At 69.6% G+C, this 16560-nt stretch carries 13 protein-coding genes; 8 read left to right on the plus strand and 5 right to left on the minus strand.

Features of this window, described 5'->3' with window-relative positions; all coding sequences use genetic code 11:
* Positions 1-214 precede the first annotated feature (214 nt).
* The 8 genes from sigR to ACIQTP_RS16180 all read left to right on the plus strand — a co-directional run bounded on the left by sigR (position 215) and on the right by ACIQTP_RS16180 (position 8775).
* Complete coding sequence (sigR, locus tag ACIQTP_RS16145; protein WP_402035589.1) at positions 215-898, plus strand: RNA polymerase sigma factor SigR; 684 nt, start codon at positions 215-217, stop codon at positions 896-898.
* Entirely contained in the window at positions 895-1197 is a 303-nt protein-coding gene (rsrA, locus tag ACIQTP_RS16150; RefSeq protein ID WP_054228151.1) for a mycothiol system anti-sigma-R factor, read from the plus strand. The genes sigR and rsrA overlap by 4 nt, the downstream gene beginning before the upstream one ends.
* 155 nt (positions 1198-1352) lie before the next feature.
* Positions 1353-2786 (plus strand): HD-GYP domain-containing protein, encoded by a 1434-nt coding sequence (locus ACIQTP_RS16155; RefSeq protein ID WP_403400259.1) that lies wholly within the window; start codon positions 1353-1355, stop codon positions 2784-2786.
* Entirely contained in the window at positions 2783-4063 is a 1281-nt protein-coding gene (locus ACIQTP_RS16160) for an HD-GYP domain-containing protein (protein WP_403400262.1), read from the plus strand. The genes ACIQTP_RS16155 and ACIQTP_RS16160 overlap by 4 nt, the downstream gene beginning before the upstream one ends.
* A 153-nt stretch (positions 4064-4216) precedes the next feature.
* Positions 4217-5197 carry a hypothetical protein gene (locus ACIQTP_RS16165; protein WP_351307002.1) on the plus strand — a complete coding sequence of 327 codons (981 nt, stop codon included), beginning with the start codon at positions 4217-4219 and terminating at the stop codon, positions 5195-5197.
* Positions 5198-5325: 128 nt separating this feature from the next.
* The gene (gene def, locus ACIQTP_RS16170; protein ID WP_403400265.1) at positions 5326-5976 is read left to right on the plus strand and encodes a peptide deformylase; all 651 of its coding nucleotides are present in this window, start codon (positions 5326-5328) and stop codon (positions 5974-5976) included.
* A 346-nt stretch (positions 5977-6322) separates the two neighbouring features.
* Positions 6323-7408, plus strand: coding sequence for an epi-isozizaene synthase (cyc1, locus tag ACIQTP_RS16175; RefSeq protein ID WP_403400467.1), 1086 nt, complete (start codon positions 6323-6325; stop codon positions 7406-7408).
* Positions 7405-8775, plus strand: a complete 1371-nt coding sequence (locus ACIQTP_RS16180; protein WP_403400268.1) for a cytochrome P450 — start codon at positions 7405-7407, stop codon at positions 8773-8775. The genes cyc1 and ACIQTP_RS16180 overlap by 4 nt, the downstream gene beginning before the upstream one ends.
* 48 nt (positions 8776-8823) lie before the next feature.
* On the opposite strand, the gene ACIQTP_RS16185 is transcribed toward ACIQTP_RS16180, so the two are convergent.
* From ACIQTP_RS16185 to ACIQTP_RS16205, 5 genes are all read right to left on the minus strand, one after another.
* Positions 8824-9786, minus strand: coding sequence for a GlxA family transcriptional regulator (locus ACIQTP_RS16185; protein ID WP_403400270.1), 963 nt, complete (start codon positions 9784-9786; stop codon positions 8824-8826).
* A gap of 217 nt (positions 9787-10003) precedes the next feature.
* Complete coding sequence (locus tag ACIQTP_RS16190; RefSeq protein WP_402035606.1) at positions 10004-10462, minus strand: hypothetical protein; 459 nt, start codon at positions 10460-10462, stop codon at positions 10004-10006.
* Positions 10463-10585: 123 nt separating this feature from the next.
* Complete coding sequence (locus ACIQTP_RS16195) at positions 10586-12667, minus strand: putative Ig domain-containing protein (RefSeq protein ID WP_403400273.1); 2082 nt, start codon at positions 12665-12667, stop codon at positions 10586-10588.
* A gap of 409 nt (positions 12668-13076) precedes the next feature.
* The gene (locus tag ACIQTP_RS16200) at positions 13077-14090 is read right to left on the minus strand and encodes a ribonucleotide-diphosphate reductase subunit beta (protein WP_402035610.1); all 1014 of its coding nucleotides are present in this window, start codon (positions 14088-14090) and stop codon (positions 13077-13079) included.
* The gene (locus ACIQTP_RS16205; protein WP_403400275.1) at positions 14090-16501 is read right to left on the minus strand and encodes a ribonucleoside-diphosphate reductase subunit alpha; all 2412 of its coding nucleotides are present in this window, start codon (positions 16499-16501) and stop codon (positions 14090-14092) included. Before ACIQTP_RS16205 ends, ACIQTP_RS16200 begins: the two co-directional genes overlap by 1 nt.
* Between the last annotated feature and the right edge of the window lie 59 nt (positions 16502-16560).

The raw sequence follows: 16560 nt of genomic DNA on the forward strand, positions 1-16560 counted from the left end.
AGACAGCACGGAGCGTGCTGAACCGTTCGAACGAGAGGAAGTCCGCCGCATGGGTTCGACCATCTGCCCGAACCGCAGCAGTAGCCCTGAGCTGGACTGGACGGTGCTGCACGCGGCGAAGACCGCCCCCGTTCGAGCGGCGGCGGGTGTGGATGTTCGTCTATCCTCCGATTCGAGTGGGACCGGTTTCGGTCCTGCCACGTCGCTGGAGGAGGTGGGTCCGGTCACTGGGACCGACGCAGGGACCGATAACGGCCAGGCGGAGCAGCCCGAGGGCCAGGGCACGAGCACGGAGTCGTCCGCCGAGCGCACCGCGCGCTTCGAGCGGGACGCGCTCGAATTCCTCGACCAGATGTACTCGGCCGCCCTGCGCATGACGCGCAACCCGGCCGATGCCGAGGACCTGGTGCAGGAGACGTACGCGAAGGCGTACGCGTCCTTCCACCAGTTCCGCGAGGGCACCAACCTCAAGGCTTGGCTGTATCGCATTCTTACCAACACCTTCATCAACTCGTACCGCAAGAAGCAGCGCGAACCCCAGCGCAGTGCGGCCGAGGAGATCGAGGACTGGCAGCTCGCACGTGCCGAGTCGCACATGTCGACCGGTCTGCGCTCCGCGGAGTCGCAGGCGCTCGACCACCTGCCCGACTCGGACGTCAAGGCAGCGCTGCAGGCGATCCCCGAGGAATTCCGCATCGCGGTCTATCTCGCTGATGTAGAAGGCTTTGCGTACAAGGAGATCGCGGACATCATGGGGACACCCATCGGTACGGTGATGTCCCGGCTGCACCGGGGCCGTCGCCAACTGCGCGGCATGCTCGAGGACTACGCCCGTGACCGCGGGCTGGTCCCGGCCGGCGCCGGAGAGTCGGACGAAGCGAAAGGCTCGGGCTCATGAGCTGCGGAGAGCCGCACGAGACGGATTGCAGTGAGGTACTCGACCACCTGTACGAGTTCCTCGACCACGAGATGCCGGACTCGGACTGCACCAAGTTCGAGGTGCACTTCGAGGAGTGCTCGCCGTGTCTCGAGAAGTACGGACTCGAGCAGGCCGTGAAGAAGCTGGTCAAGCGGTGCTGCGGCCAGGACGACGTGCCGACCGATCTGCGCGCCAAGGTCATGGGCCGCATCGACCTGATCCGCTCCGGTCAGACCGTGCCCGAGCACGACGTCACCGCGACACCCCAGGAGTCCTGAGCTCCCTGGGGAGATCGTCCGGTTATCACCCGAACGTGCTAATCCGCGGGCTCCGAGCCCGCGGATTCGGCTATTGCCGCCCCCGTACCGTCCCCATCGCCCTAGGCTCCGGAGCCTGACCGGGGCAGGGGACGTCCGGGGGAGGGAACGAGGCGATGGGGTCGATTCCGGCGTGGGCCCGTTTCTACGTCGTCTGTGTCGTCCTCGCCGCCTTGGCGTGCCTGGCTCCGCTGGCCGCCGTTCACGCACCCTGGTGGATCGTCGCGCTGCTGGCCGCGCTGTACGCCGGCTGCGAGCGGATCCCCTTCCCGCACAGTCCCAAGGGCGCCGCCGCCCGCGTCGCCGAGCGGGGCGCCCCCAGAGGGCTGGGCACCTTCCTGCCCGTGCTGCTCGCCGGGGCCTTTCTGCTGCCGCCGTCGGCCGCCGCGCTCGTGGCGCTGCCGGGCGCGCTGCTCGCCCGTGTGGAGCAGCGGCCGCGGTGGCTGCGCCGGGTCTGGCGCGCGGCCCAGCTCGCCGTCGCGGTCTGGGCGGCGTCCCGGGTGCACTGGGCGCTGGGCGGCGGGGACGCGATCGCCCTGCCCCACTTCCCCTACGCGCTCGTGCCCGCCGGGGCCGCGGTGCTCACCTTCTGCGTGGTGCTGACCGCCCTCGACGGCGGGATTCTGGCGCTCGCCGAGCGGGTGCCGGTGCGGGGTGCCTGGCGCGGGCTCTTCTCGCGCTCCCTCGCCTCCGTCGCCGCGCACGGGCTCGCCGGGCTGATGATGGCGGTGCTGTGGCGCAGTCCGTACGGTCCTGTCGCCGCGCTGCTCGTCCTGCTGCCGATGTACGTGTCCTGCTGGGCGTTCGCCCAGTACCACCGGGAGCGGGCCGCCCACCAGGCCACCATCCGGGCCCTCGTGCAGGCCGTCGACATCAAGGACGGATACACGCGCGGGCACAGTGAGCGGGTCGGGCAGGCGTCCATGATGATCGCCCGTGAGCTGGGCATGGACGACGAGCGCGTCGAAGTACTGCGGTTCGCCGGGATCCTGCACGACGTGGGGAAACTGGGCGTGCCCACGCGGCTCCTGCGCAAGGACGGGCCGCTGACGCCGGAGGAACGGCGGATCATCGAGCTGCATCCCGAGTACGGGCACGAGATGGTGCGCGGCATCGGCTTCCTCGGGGAGGCGCGGTCGGCGATCCTGCACCACCATGAGCGGATCGACGGGAGCGGGTACCCGTACGGGCTGGTGGGGCGCCAGATCCCGGAGTTCGCACGCGTGGTGGCCGTCGCCGACGCTTTCGACGCGATGACGTCGACCCGGTCCTACCGGCGGGCCCGGCCGGTGCCGGCGGCGCTGGAGGAACTGGAACGGTGCGCGGGGGCGCAGTTCGATCCGGGGATGGTAAGGGCCCTGGTGCGAGCGCTGGACCGACACGGGTGGCATCCCGCGGTGACCGCAGGGGTTTACCCGCCCGCTCCGCCTGTTTCCAGTCGGACAGAGGGGCACCCGACAGACAAAACCCGGCCCTCGGCGAGTACGGACGGCCGCTCGATGGGCGTCGACCCGCCATCGAGCGGTGTCGTCGGGCGGGGGCGGTCATGAGTGCCGTCGGGGTGGAGATTCCCGGGTACGGGATCGTCGGGCGAGCCCCGTTCACCCTCACCTTCGTACACGCGGTCGCCCTGCTCCTCGCGGTGGTCTCGCTGGCCGTCGTCCTCTGGCGCGGTCTCGACGAACGAGGTGTCGCGCTCGCCTTCGGGATCCTCATCGCCGTGGGGGAGCTGACCCGCTGGAGCGGGGCCGAGGAGCGGGAGCCGGCGCCCCTCGCCGCCGCCGGAGCCCTCGCGTACGCGCTGCTCGGCGAGAACGCCGGACACCGCACCGACCACGGCGTCCCCGAGATCGTCGCCGTCGTCGTGGCCGCGGCCCTCATCGGCTGCGTACCGCACGTCGCCCGCGGTCGCGGGCCCACCGCCGACCACCTCACCCGGCGTGTCCTCACCGTCGCCTTCGCCGCCGTCTGCTTCCAACCCCTCTACAACCAGGGAAGGTTGATGGGCTGGGGCGGCCCCTCGTACGCCCTGCTGCTGGTCTCCCTGCTGGTGCTCACCGCGCTGTGCGACGCCGTGCTCGCGGCGGCCATGGCGCACGCCCGGACCCGCTGGCCCTTCGGACCGCTGCTGCGGGACGAGCTGCGGGCCATGCTCGGCATCGGGTCGGCGGTCTGCGCGACCGGGGCCGTGATGTCGCTCGCGGTGGCGGTCGTCGGACTGTGGGCGCTGCCCGTGTTCTCGCTGCCCCTGCTGCTCACCCAGCTCTCCGTCCGGCGGTACGCCGCCGTGCGCGTCACCTATCGGCAGACGATCGCCTCACTCGCGCGGGCGACCGAGATCGCCGGGTACACCCCCGCCGGGCACGCCCGGCGGGTCGCCGCGCTCAGCCGGGCCGTCGGCCGTGAGCTGGGGCTGTCCGAGCCCGATCTGACCATCCTGGAGTACGCGGCACTCATGCACGACATCGGACAGCTCAGCCTCGTCGACCCGGTGCCCGCCGGAGCCACCTCCGCGCTCTCCGCCGACGAGCAGCGGCGCATCGCCCTCCTCGGCGGCGCCGTCGTACGCCAGACCGGCGTGGACGCCGAGGTCGCCGTGGTCGTGGAGCGGCAGGCCGATCCGTACCGGGAGCAACCGGTCACGGCACGGATCGTGCGGGCCGTCAACGCGTACGAGGAGATGGCCAGGGAAGCAGGCCCGGGAGGGCCCCTCACCGCCCTGGAGAAGCTGCGCCTGGCCACCGCCCGCGACTATCAGCCCGAGGTCGTGGAGTCGCTGGCCAGGGTCCTGTTGCGGGGCAGCCTTACCCTGCCCCAGGCTGGGTAACCCATGGGTAATGAGCGCCCGTCCAACGGTCCGTGGTTGGATGCGAGGAAGAGGGTGTTCGGGGGCACGGGCCAGCCCGGGGCTGCGCTGTCTTCAGGAAACTCTTCAAGGGACCGGCAGGCGGGAAACGCAAGGAACTGGCAGGCGGGAATCGTGAGGATCTTCGGCAAGGGACGGCACCGGCCCTCCGCCTCATGGCGGCAGGCCACCGATCGCGCGTTCACGCTGATCGGCGACGGCCGGTACGAGGACGCGGGAGCGCTGCTGACGCGCGCCGCGGACCTGGAGCCCTGGCTGTCGGAGTCCTGGTTCAACCTGGCCCTGCTGCACAAGTTCCGGCACGACTGGGAGCAGGCACGGGCCGCGGGCCTCAGGGCCGTCGCACTCCTCGACCGGGAGGCGGGCGCCCCCGACTGGTGGAACGTCGGGATCGCCGCCACCGCCCTGCAGGACTGGCCGCTGGCCCGCCGTGCCTGGCAGGCGTACGGGCTGCGGGTGCCCGGCGGGGCCGCCGTCTCCGGGGAACCGGCGGGCATGGACCTCGGCAGTGCGGCCGTACGGCTGTCGCCGGAGGGCGAGGCCGAGGTCGTGTGGGGGCGCAGGCTCGATCCGGCCCGGGTGGAGGTGCTGTCCATTCCGCTGCCGTCCTCGGGGCGGCGCTGGGGCGAAGTCGTCCTGCACGACGGTGTCCCGCACGGGGAGCGGACGACCGCCGCCGGGCACGCCTATCCCGTCTTCGACGAGATCGAGCTGTGGGCGCCCTCCCCGGTGCCCACCTGGGTGGTTCTCCTGGAGGCCGCCACCGAGGAGGACCGGGACGCCCTGGAGCAGCTCGCGGCGGACGCCGGCTTCGCCGCGGAGGACTGGTCCTCGTCCGTACGGCTGCTGTGCCGGATGTGTTCCGAGTCGCGGATGCCCTCCGACGAGGGCGACGGTGAGCATCTCGACCCGCACGACCACAGCGAGCCCGGGCATCCCGGACCGCTCGGTCACCGCACCGACGGGCAGCTGTGGGTGCCGGAGCGGGAGTGCGGGGTGGCTGCGCCGGCTCCGCTGGTCAGGGGGCTGCTGGACGGGTGGGTCGCGGACAGCCCCGACTCCCGGGACTGGCGCGATCTCGAAGAGGTCTGCTGAGCGCTCGCGGGTTCACCGCGGGCCGTGGGGGCTTGTCGCGCGGTTCCCCGCGCCCCTCGAGGGGCGCCCGTCCCCGTACTCTGTAACAGCACCACACTCCCATGCACTCAGGAAGGCGTACGTCGGTCATGGCGCAGCAGGACACCGAGCAGCAGCACTCTGGAGTGCTCCCCGTGGACGACGAGGGCTTCGTCATCGACACCGAGGAGGGGGAGGAGCGTGAGGCGGCCTACCGTGAGCGCGGTACCTCGCGGCCGATCACGGTCGTCGGCAACCCGGTGCTGCACAAGGAGTGCAAGGACGTCACCGAGTTCGGACCCGAGCTCGACCAGCTGATCGCCGACATGTTCGCCAGCCAGCGCACCGCCGAGGGCGTGGGCCTGGCGGCCAACCAGATCGGCGTCGACCTGAAGGTCTTCGTCTACGACTGCCAGGACGACGAGGGCAAGCGGCACGTCGGTGTCGTCTGCAACCCCGTTCTCGTCGAGCTGCCCGCCGAGCAGCGCCGCCTCGACGACAGCAACGAGGGCTGCCTCTCCGTGCCGACCGCGTACGCGCCGCTGGCCCGCCCCGACTACGCGGAGGTCACCGGGCAGGACGAGAAGGGCAACCCGATCAAGGTGCGCGGCACCGGCTACTTCGCGCGCTGCCTCCAGCACGAGACCGACCACCTGTACGGCTACCTCTACATCGACCGGCTCTCCAAGCGCGAACGCAAGGAAGCCCTGCGGCAGATGGCCGAGAACGAGCCCCGCTACCCGATCGTCGCGAACGACTAGGGCCGGGACAGGATCTGGTGGGCGACTTGAACGGCTGAGTCGCGGCAGGACAGTGGGGGCTCGCGCGCACTCGCGGGCCCGCCCGAGCGGCGTCTGGTCAGGGGAAGCCCCTGACCAGACGCCGTTCGCATGTGCGTCGCACGTTCGATCCCATGTGCTCCTCTAGTGATCCATATTCAGTCACGCAAGGGGAGATTCTCAGCACTGTGGGGTAGTGAGTGGAGCAAATCCGTTCCCAGAACGGTCAGTTGTGGTGCTGAATGGGAAGTGCGGGGATACGCAACGGCGCACGCCCGGCACAGCGGGAGGGGCGCGGCGTCAACTGGCGGCTGAGAGGGGTTTGTTCGTGCATGCATTCTCACACGGCACTTCATCGACACCGACCGTGGTCGCGGTTCCACCGGCGCTCTCTCTCCCGGTGATCGAGTCCGCGTTTCCCCGTCAACTGCACCCGTATTGGCCGAGGCTCCAGCAGAACACGCGTTCGTGGCTGAGGGAAAAACGCCTCATGTCGGCCGACAAGGTCGATGAATATGCCGACGGCCTTTGCTATACGGACCTGATGGCGGGCTACTACATTGGCGCCCCTGACGAGGTCATGCAGGCGATAGCGGACTACAGTGCGTGGTTCTTCGTCTGGGACGACCGCCATGACCGCGATGTCATCCACGGCAGGCCCGGCGCCTGGCGGAGGCTCAGGTTCCAGCTGCACGCGGCTCTCGACTCCCCGAGGGAGCACCTGCACCACCGGGATCCCCTGGTCGCCGGGTTCGCGGACAGCATGGTGCGCCTGTACTCGTTCCTGACCAAGAAGTGGAACGCGCGCTTCGCCCGGCATTTCCACGCGGTGATCGAGGCGTACGACCGGGAATTCCGCAACCGTGTCAACGGCACTGTGCCCACGGTCGAGGAATATCTGGAACTACGGCGACTCACCTTTGCGCACTGGATCTGGACCGACCTTCTGGAGTCGAGCGCCGGCTGTGAACTTCCCACCGCCGTGCGGAACCATTTCGCATATCGGCGGGCGGCCCTGCTGAGCCAGGAATTTGCCGCCTGGTACAACGACCTCTGTTCGCTCCCGAAAGAAATCGCGGGCGACGAGGTCCACAATCTCGGAATCAGCCTCATTCACCACGAGGGGCTGACACTCGAAGAAGCGGTCCAGGACATCCGGCGGCGGATCGAGGAATGCATCGCAGAATTCCTCGACGCGGAAAATGACCTCAACCGGTTCGCCGACGCCCTCGCGGACGGCACCGTGCACGGCAAGGAATTGAGCGTCGCCGTGAAAGCGTGCCTCGGCAATATGCGGAACTGGTTCAGCTCCGTGTACTGGTTCCACCACGAGTCCGGCCGGTACACCGTCGACAGCTGGGACGACCGCTCCACACCCCCGTACGTCAACAACGAAGCGGCAGGTGAGTCATGACCGTCGAGTCCGTGAAACCCGCGCAACCCGCGGCACCGCGGCTGCCCGTCCCACCCCTGGCCGGGGGCGGCGTACCCGTCCTCGGCCACGGCTGGAAACTGGTCCGCGACCCGCTGGGCTTCCTCGCCCGGCTCCGCGAGCACGGCGACGTCGTACGGCTCAAGCTGGGCCCCAAGACGGTGTACGCGCTCACCTCGCCTGCCCTCACCGGAGCGATGGCGCTCAGCACCGACTTCAAGATCGACGGACCCCTCTGGGAGTCCCTGGAAGGCCTGCTCGGCAAGGAGGGCGTCGCCACCGCGAACGGGCCCAGGCACCGTCGCCAGCGCCGCACCATCCAGCCCGCGTTCCGGCTCGACATCATCCCCGAGTACGGACCGATCATGGAGGAGGAGGCGCGGGCGCTCGCCGAGCGCATGGGGTCGGGCGAGCCCGTCGACTGCACCTCCGAGTCGTTCCGCGTCGCCGTGCGCATCGCGGCCCGCTGTCTGCTGCGCGGCGAGTTCATGGACGAGCGCGCCGAGCGGCTGAGCATCGCGCTCGCCACCGTGTTCCGTGGCATGTACCGGCGCATGGTGATCCCGGCGGGCCCGCTCTATCGGCTGCCGCTTCCGGCCAACCGTAAATTCGACCGCGCATTGGCCGATTTACATCTCCTCGTCGACGAGATCGTCGCCGAGCGCCGCGCATCCGGTCAAAAGCCGGACGATTTGCTGACGGCATTGCTGGAAGCGAAGGACGAGAACGGTGAGCCGATCGGCGAACAGGAGATCCACGACCAAGTCGTAGCGATACTCACACCCGGCAGCGAAACCGTGGCGTCCACGATCATGTGGCTGCTGCAAGTCCTCACCGAACACCCGGAACACGCCGCACGGGTGGCCGAGGAGGTCAAATCCGTCGTCGGGGACCGACCCGTCGCATTCGACGACGTCCGGAAGCTGTCGTACACCAACAATGTCGTCGTCGAGTCGATGCGGCTGCGCCCCGCCGTATGGATTTTGACCCGGCGGGCGGTGACCGAAACCGAACTCGGCGGCTATCGGATTCCGGCCGGTGCCGACATCGTCTACAGTCCGTTCGCCATCCAGCGTGATCCGCGCTCGTACGACGGGCATCTGGATTTCGACCCCGACCGCTGGCTTCCGGAACGCGCCGAGGACGTCCCGAAGTACGCCATGAGCCCCTTCAGTGTGGGCAACCGGAAGTGCCCGAGCGACCACTTCTCGATGGCGCAGCTCAGCCTGATCACGGCGACGGTGGCGTCCCGGTGGCGGTTCGAGCAGGTCTCCGACTCCAATGACGCGACCCGCGTCGGCATCACCCTGCGTCCGTACCGGCTGCTGCTGAGGGCCCTGCCGCGGTGACCGCGCGGCGTCGTCCGCGGTGACCCCGTGTCCGGTACCGGTGCTCGTTCAGGCGGCCCGCGGGCCCCTGAACGTGCGCCGGTACGCCTGCGGCGTCGTCCCCAGGCTCCGGACGAACTGGTGGCGCAGCGCGGCCGCGGTGCCGAACCCGGTGCGGCCCGCGATCGCGTCCATCGTCTCGTCCGACGCCTCCAGCAACTCCTGTGCCAGCAGCACCCTTTGGCGCAGGATCCAGCGGTACGGGGTGGTGCCGGTCTCCTGCTGGAAGCGGCGTGCGAAGGTGCGCGGGGACATGTGGGCGCGGGCCGCGAGCTGCTCGACGGTCACCTCCCGGTCGAGGTGGCGCTCCATCCACGCCAGTACCTCGCCGACCGTGTCGCAGGTGGAGCGGGGCAGCGGGCGCTCGATGTACTGGGCCTGCCCGCCGTCCCGGTGCGGGGGCACCACCATGCGGCGGGCGATGGCGTTGGCGACCTCGGGGCCCTGTTCCTTGCGGACGATGTGCAGACAGGCGTCGATTCCGGCGGCGGTGCCGGCCGAGGTGATCACCGGGTCCTCGTCCACGTACAGCACGTCCGGTTCGACGATCGCCTTCGGGTACTGCCGGGTGAGCTCCTCGGCGTGGTGCCAGTGCACGGCGCAGCGCCGCCCGTCGAGGAGCCCGGCCGCGCCGAGCACGAAGACGCCGGAGCAGACGCTGAGCACCCGGGCGCCGCGGTCCGTGGCGCGGTGCAGGGCGTCGAGCAGTTCGGGCGGATAGGACCGGGACACATAGGAGTTCCCGGCGGGGAGAGCGATGAGGTCGGCGCTCTCCAGGCGCTCCAGGCCGTGCTCCGTGGTCAGCGAGAACCCCGCGTGGGTGCTCAGGGTGGGGCCCTCGGCGGAGGCGACCGCGAAGTCGTAGACGGGCAGGCCGTCATCGCTGCGGTCGATGCCGAACACCTCGCAGACGACCCCGAGTTCGAAGGGGTGCACACCGTCGAGCAGGACCGCGGCCACGTTTTTCAGCATGTCCGCCAGTGTGCCTCGTCAGTGGCAGGAATTCGAGGGTCTACGGCAGTCCTGCCACTGACGCCGAGGAGCGAGCGGTACGACAGTGGTGTTCATGAAGATGCTCATCGACAACTCGGACACCGCCGTCGGAATCCTGACCGTCCTCGCGATCTTCGTGGTCCTGGCGCTGCCCGCGCTGATCGGCACGGCCCACGAGCGGCGCATCGACCGTCAGCTAGGACTTCGTGACCAGCACCGTGACCGTCCACTCCTGAATGCCCTTGCACGACACCTTGCCCGGGGCGGTCGCGCAGAGCGGCCGGGACGAGGTCAGGTGGACGGTTCCCGCCGAGACCGCCTTGAAGGCGGAGCTCGCGTCGCCCGCCTGCAGGACGACGCCGCTGTTGGTCGCCTCTAGCCCGGTGCCGCTGACCTTGACAGGGGTCCACGGCCGACTGGTGGTGCCGTCCAGGGTGAGGCGGAGTACGCCGCCGGCCGTGAGGCAGTACGTGTGGCCGGTGTCGGCGGCGCCGAGCTCCGTGGGAGCCGTGTCACAGCTCTGGTGGCTCGTCGTGGGGGACGGCGACACGGTGCGGCTGCCGCCCGCGTCACCGCCGCCCTGTGTGCCGCAGCCCGCGAGGAACAGCGTCAGGGCCGTGAGGGCGAGGATCCGATGGTGGGTCGTACGGCGCATGGGGTGGCACCTCCTTGTCGCTTGGACGTGCCACCCCCGCATCAGGATCCCCACGGGGACGCAGGGACGCAGGGAAACAGGGACACAGGGCCCTGGCCGCGACGCCGGCCAGGGCCCCACTGGTCAGCTGGTCGTGACGGCGGTGTCGTCCACGACGAAGCTGGTCTGGAGCGAGGAGTCCTCGACACCGCTGAACTTCAGGGTGACGGTGGACCCGGCGAACGAGGACAGGTCGAAGGTCTTCTGCGTGTACCCCGTTGCCTTGTTGAGGTTGGAGTACGTCGCCAGGGTGGTCGATCCGGCGGTGACCGTCAGCTTGTCGTACTGGCTGCTGGTGGTGGTCTCCGCGGTGTCGATGTGCAGGTAGAAGGTGAAGCTGGCCTTGCAGCCGGACGGGATCGTCACCGACTGGGAGAGCGTGTCGGTGTGCGTCGAGCCGTAGCCGTCCAGCCACGCCTTGTACGAACCGGCGTGCGCGGCCTCACTGCTGGAGTTGGTGATCACGCCACTGCTGGCGCTCCAGGTGGTGTTGCCCGACTCGAAGCCCGGGTTGCCGAGCAGTTGCGCCGAGGTGCAGGTGCCGCCGCCGGAGGTGCTGACGGTCCAGGTGAAGGAGGCGGAGCCGGAGGCGCCCGTGCTGTCGGAGGCGGAGACGGTGACGCTGTAGGTACCCGCCGTGCTCGCGGTGCCGGAGATCAGACCGGTGGAGTTGCTGATCGACAGGCCGGTCGGCAGACCGCTCGCGCTGTAGGTGAGGGTCGCGCCCGCACTGTCGCTGGCCGAGATCTGCAGGCTGACCGAACCGCCGGTGGCGGTGGACTGGCTGCCCGGGTTGGTGACGGTCACCGTGTTGCCGGTGCTGGTGCCCGAGGCGAAGGCGGTGGTGCCGTTCGGGGTGCCCCAGCCGGTCGGGCCGTCGTAGCCGGTGGCCGCGGTGCAGAAGTACGAGGGCGAGCAGGAGCCGTTGTTGCCGCTGGTCACGTCGTACAGGTTCGAGGTGTGGGAGTACGGGTACTTCGCCGGGTAGTCGCTGGAGCCCGGGGTGCCCGCGAGGGCGTACACACCCGCGATGATCGGCGAGGAGGCACTCGTACCGCCGTAGACCGCCCAGCCGGAGCCGCCGTAGGTGTCGTAGACGGCCACGCCGGTGGCGGGGTCGGCGACCGCGGAGACGTCGGCCTCCATGCGCTTGGAGCAGCCGGTGTCGGTCTGCCAGGTCGGCTTCGCGTCGTAGGCGGAGCAGCCGGAGCCGGTGCCCTCGGTGCTGCTGGTCTTCCACACGGACTCGGTCCAGCCGCGGCTGTTGGAGCTGGTGGACAGGGCGGTGCCGCCGACGGCGGTCACGTACTGGGACGTGGCCGGGTACTCGGCGCCGTAGGCGGAGTCACCGGAGGAGACGGTGATGGCGACGCCCGGGTGCTTGAAGTACGAGGTGTCCTCGCTGGTCTGCGAGGAGGACTCGGAGCCGCCCCAGCTGTTGGAGACGAACTTCGCGCCCAGCGTCACGGCCTCGTTCTCGGCGGTGCCGAGGTCGGAGTCGGTGGCCGAGTTGGCCTCGACGAGGACGATGTTGCAGTTCGGGCAGACCGCGCTGACCATGTCGATGTCGAGCGCTTCCTCACCCGCCCAGCCGGTGTCGTTGGTCGGCAGGGAGCTGGTCGAGCCGGTCTGGCTGACCTGCTTGAAGCAGCCGTTGGCCTTGGTGCAGGCCGACAGGCCGAACTGCGAACGGTAGGTCGCGAGGTCCGACTCCGCGTTGGGGTCGTTGTACGCGTCGACCACGGCGACGGTCAGGCCGGAGCCGCCGGTGGAGGGCAGGTTGTAGGCGCTGTGCAGGTTCGCCGGGCTCAGACCGGACACCGCGGCGGCGGCGTTCGGCGAGATCGCGGCGGCCAGCTGCTGCTTGATGTCGGTGCGGCGCTGTGCGAAACAGGCCGCGTGACCGGCCGTCGGGGCGCCGCACAGGTGCGTGGTCGGCACCTTCTGGCCCGCCTTGCCCGTGGAGTGCACGGCCTGCGCGGCCGGGGCGGTCAGGGCCTTGGCGTTCTGGGCGGCCCGGGAGGGCTTGGCGGTGGTCGGCGCCGGCTGCGCGTTCGCGGCCGGAGCCGCCATGAGTCCGGCGACCGTGAGAGCGAGGGCGGGCGCGGCGGCGGTCAGAAGTCTTCGCAGTCGCCGGGTGGGCCTGCTGGGGGGTGTCTCACGCATGGGTGCTGCCTCCATCGGTTTGAGGCCGGGCCGTGCGGGCCGGGGTAGGGCCGCGCACGGCTCCACAGCCGGAAGTGGGGGTTCTCGGCGTTGCGTGGCAGGCCCGTGACGCGCGTAGCGTGAGAGAAGTGCGGATGTGCCATGGGCATGCCAATTCACTCGTCCCGATGTGCCGCTGTACGTGACATGTCAGGACGGCCAGAACCTAGCCCGGCCGATGACGCCCGGATAGCCACGCCCGAAGAACTTTGCCGCCCCATAGGGGGTCCATGGACGGTGCATGGACGGCCCATGGACGAGACGCGGTGATGCCGGGGCCGCAACGCGCGGCCCCGGCATCGCCGGTGTCGTTCCGTCAGAAGACCTCGTACCGTCAGAAGACCTCGTACCGTCGGAGGGTCTCGTACGGTCAGAAGTCCTCGTCGAAGCCGACCGAGCCCTCCACCGCCACCTGGTACGCCGAGGGGCGGCGCTCGAAGAAGTTGGTCAGCTCCTGGACGCCCTGGAGCTCCATGAAGGAGAAGGGGTTCTCGGAGCCGTACACCGGGGCGAAGCCAAGGCGCTGGAGACGCTGGTCGGCCACGCACTCCAGGTACTGGCGCATCGAGTCGGTGTTCATGCCCGGCAGACCCTCACCGCACAGGTCGCGCGCGAACTGCAGCTCGGCCTCGACGGCCTCCTTCAGCATGTCGGTGACCTGCTGCTGGAGCTGGTCGTCGAAGAGTTCCGGCTCCTCCTTGCGCACGGTGTCCACCACCTCGAAGGCGAAGGACATGTGCATCGTCTCGTCGCGGAACACCCAGTTGGTGCCGGTGGCGAGACCGTGCAGCAGACCCCGGCTGCGGAACCAGTAGACGTACGCGAAGGCACCGTAGAAGAAGAGACCCTCGATGCACGCGGCGAAGCAGATGAGGTTGAGCAGGAAGCGACGCCGGTCCGCCTTGGTCTCCAGGCGGTCCAGCTTCTCCACCGAGTCCATCCACTTGAAGCAGAACTCGGCCTTCTCGCGGATCGAGGGGATGTTCTCGACGGCGTCGAAGGCGGCGGCGCGGTCCTCCGGGTCGGGGAGGTAGGTGTCCAGCAGGGTCAGATAGAACTGGACGTGGACCGCTTCCTCGAACAGCTGCCTGGAGAGATACAGGCGCGCCTCGGGGGAGTTGATGTGCTTGTAGAGGGTCAGCACGAGGTTGTTCGACACGATCGAGTCGCCCGTCGCGAAGAACGCGACCAGCCGGCCGATCATGTGCTGTTCGCCCTGCGAGAGCTTCGCGAGGTCGGCCACGTCCGAGTGGAGGTCGACCTCCTCCACGGTCCAGGTGTTCTTGATGGCGTCCCGGTAGCGCTCGTAGAAGTCCGGGTAACGCATGGGGCGCAGCGTGAGTTCGAAGCCCGGGTCGAGCAGGTTCTTCTGGGTGGAGCTCATTACTGGCAGGCCTCGCAGGACTCGGGGTTCTCAAGGGAGCAGGCGACGGCGTCCTCGTCGGGGATCGCCTGCACGGGGATGGTCTTCTCGGGCTGGGCCTGGGCCTGGGCGGCGCGGGCGATACGGGTCGCCGGGCGGGAGCGCAGGTAGTACGTCGTCTTCAGGCCCGACTTCCAGGCGTACGCGTACATCGAGGAGAGCTTGCCGATGGTCGGCGTCTCCAGGAAGAGGTTCAGGGACTGGGCCTGGTCCAGGAACGGGGTGCGGGCGGCGGCCATGTCGATCAGACCGCGCTGCGGGATCTCCCAGGCCGTGCGGTAGAGATCGCGGACGTCCTGCGGGACCCAGGTGAAGCCCTGCACCGAACCGTTGGACTCCCGCAGCGCCTCGCGGGTCTGCGCGTCCCACACGCCGAGCTTCTTCAGCTCGTTCACCAGGTAGGAGTTGACCTGGAGGAACTCACCGGAGAGCGTCTCGCGCTTGAACAGGTTGGACACCTGCGGCTCGATGCACTCGTACACGCCCGCGATGGACGCGATGGTGGCGGTGGGCGCGATGGCGAGGAGGAGGGAGTTGCGCATGCCGACCGCGGCGATACGTTCCCGCAGGGCCGCCCAGCGCTCCGGCCAGGTCAGCTCCACACCGTAGTGGTCGGGGTGCAGGACGCCACGGGCCGTACGGGTCTTCTCCCAGGCCGGGAGCGGGCCGCTGCGCTCCGCGAGGTCGGCCGAGGCCTCGTACGCGGCGAGCATGATCCGCTCGGCGATCCGGGTGGAGAGGGCCTTGGCCTGCGGGGAGTCGAAGGGGACGCGCAGCTTGAAGAAGACGTCCTGCAGGCCCATCGCGCCGAGGCCGACGGGCCGCCACTTCGCGTTCGACCGGCCGGCCTGCTCGGTCGGGTAGAAGTTGATGTCGACGACACGGTCGAGGAAGGTGACAGCGGTACGGACCGTCTCGTCCAGCCGCTCCCAGTCGATGTCGCCGTCGGCCACGAAGGCACCGAGGTTGACCGAGCCGAGGTTGCAGACCGCCGTCTCCCCGTCGTCCGTGACCTCCAGGATCTCGGTGCAGAGGTTCGAGGAGTGGACGGTGTGACCCGGCTCCGCCGTCTGGTTGGCGGTGCGGTTGGCGGCGTCCTTGAAGGTCATCCAGCCGTTGCCGGTCTGCGCGAGGGTACGCATCATGCGGCCGTAGAGGTCACGGGCCGGAATGGTCTTCTTGGCGAGGCCGGCCGCCTCCGCCCTGCGGTACGCCGCGTCGAACTCGTCGCCCCACAGGTCGACCAGCTCGGGCACGTCGGAGGGCGAGAAGAGGGACCACGGCCCGTCGGCGTCGACCCGGCGCATGAACTCGTCCGGGATCCAGTGTGCGAGGTTCAGGTTGTGCGTACGGCGGGCGTCCTCACCGGTGTTGTCGCGCAGCTCCAGGAACTCCTCGATGTCGGAGTGCCAGGTCTCCAGGTAGACCGCGGCCGCGCCCTTGCGCCGGCCGCCCTGGTTCACCGCGGCGACCGAGGCGTCGAGGGTCTTCAGGAACGGGACGATTCCGTTGGAGTGCCCGTTCGTGCCGCGGATCAGCGAACCGCGCGAACGGATCCGGGAGTACGAAAGTCCGATGCCGCCCGCGTGCTTCGAGAGGCGGGCCACCTGGTGGTAGCGGTCGTAGATGGAGTCCAGCTCGTCCAGCGGGGAGTCGAGGAGGTAGCAGGACGACATCTGCGGGTGCTGCGTACCGGAGTTGAACAGCGTGGGGGAGGAGGGGAGGTAGTCGAGGCGGCTCATGAGCCCGTAGAGCGCCGCGACCTCGTCCAGGGCCCGGCTCGTGTCGTCCTCGGCCAGGCCCGAGGCCACGCGCAGCATGAAGTGCTGGGGTGTCTCGATGACCTTGCGGGTGATCGGGTGCCGGAGCAGATAGCGGCTGTGCAGGGTGCGCAGGCCGAAGTAGCCGAAGCGGTCGTCGCCTTCGGTGTCGATCAGCGCGTCCAGCCGGGCCGTGTGCAGCTGGACGAACTCCGCCGTGCGGTCGGCGATCAGGCCCTCGCGGTGCCCCGTGGCGATCGACTCGGAGAAGGACGTGACGCCCTGCGAGGCCGCCTCCGCCGCGACGCTGATCGTCAGCAGCCTGGCCGCCAGCCGGGAGTAGGCGGGGTCCTCGGAGATCAGGCCCGCGGCCGCCTCGGTGGCCAGCTCGCGCAGCTCCGTGTCGTCCGCGCGCGCGGACCGGCCGCGCAGCGTGGCGGCGGCGACCCGGCCGGGGTCGGCGTCGGGGAGGTCGGCGGTGAGGTCGGTCAGGGTACGCAGCAGCGTGGTACCGGGACCGTCCGTCTCCACCGGGGCCTGCTTCCGCTGCTGCTCCTGCTTCTGCTGTGCGAAAGCGGTAGCTGAAGCCGGGTCGGCTGGCGCGATGGTCACTTGGGGCTCTCCCTCGCTAGGCACGGGGCCTGGCGGAGGGCAGGGCAGCTCACGAGCGC

The sequence above is a fragment of the Streptomyces sp. NPDC090798 genome (assembly GCF_044768965.1).
Classification (GTDB): Bacteria; Actinomycetota; Actinomycetes; order Streptomycetales; family Streptomycetaceae; genus Streptomyces.

Coding starts and splice junctions, on each gene's coding strand:
- ACIQTP_RS16190 (WP_402035606.1), bottom strand. CDS start 10,462: ATGCGCCGTACGACCCACCATCGGATCCTCGCCCTCACGGCCCTGACG.
- ACIQTP_RS16185 (WP_403400270.1), bottom strand. CDS start 9,786: ATGCTGAAAAACGTGGCCGCGGTCCTGCTCGACGGTGTGCACCCCTTC.
- ACIQTP_RS16155 (WP_403400259.1), top strand. CDS start 1,353: ATGGGGTCGATTCCGGCGTGGGCCCGTTTCTACGTCGTCTGTGTCGTC.
- ACIQTP_RS16200 (WP_402035610.1), bottom strand. CDS start 14,090: ATGAGCTCCACCCAGAAGAACCTGCTCGACCCGGGCTTCGAACTCACG.
- ACIQTP_RS16180 (WP_403400268.1), top strand. CDS start 7,405: ATGACCGTCGAGTCCGTGAAACCCGCGCAACCCGCGGCACCGCGGCTG.
- ACIQTP_RS16195 (WP_403400273.1), bottom strand. CDS start 12,667: ATGCGTGAGACACCCCCCAGCAGGCCCACCCGGCGACTGCGAAGACTT.
- rsrA (WP_054228151.1), top strand. CDS start 895: ATGAGCTGCGGAGAGCCGCACGAGACGGATTGCAGTGAGGTACTCGAC.
- ACIQTP_RS16160 (WP_403400262.1), top strand. CDS start 2,783: ATGAGTGCCGTCGGGGTGGAGATTCCCGGGTACGGGATCGTCGGGCGA.
- def (WP_403400265.1), top strand. CDS start 5,326: ATGGCGCAGCAGGACACCGAGCAGCAGCACTCTGGAGTGCTCCCCGTG.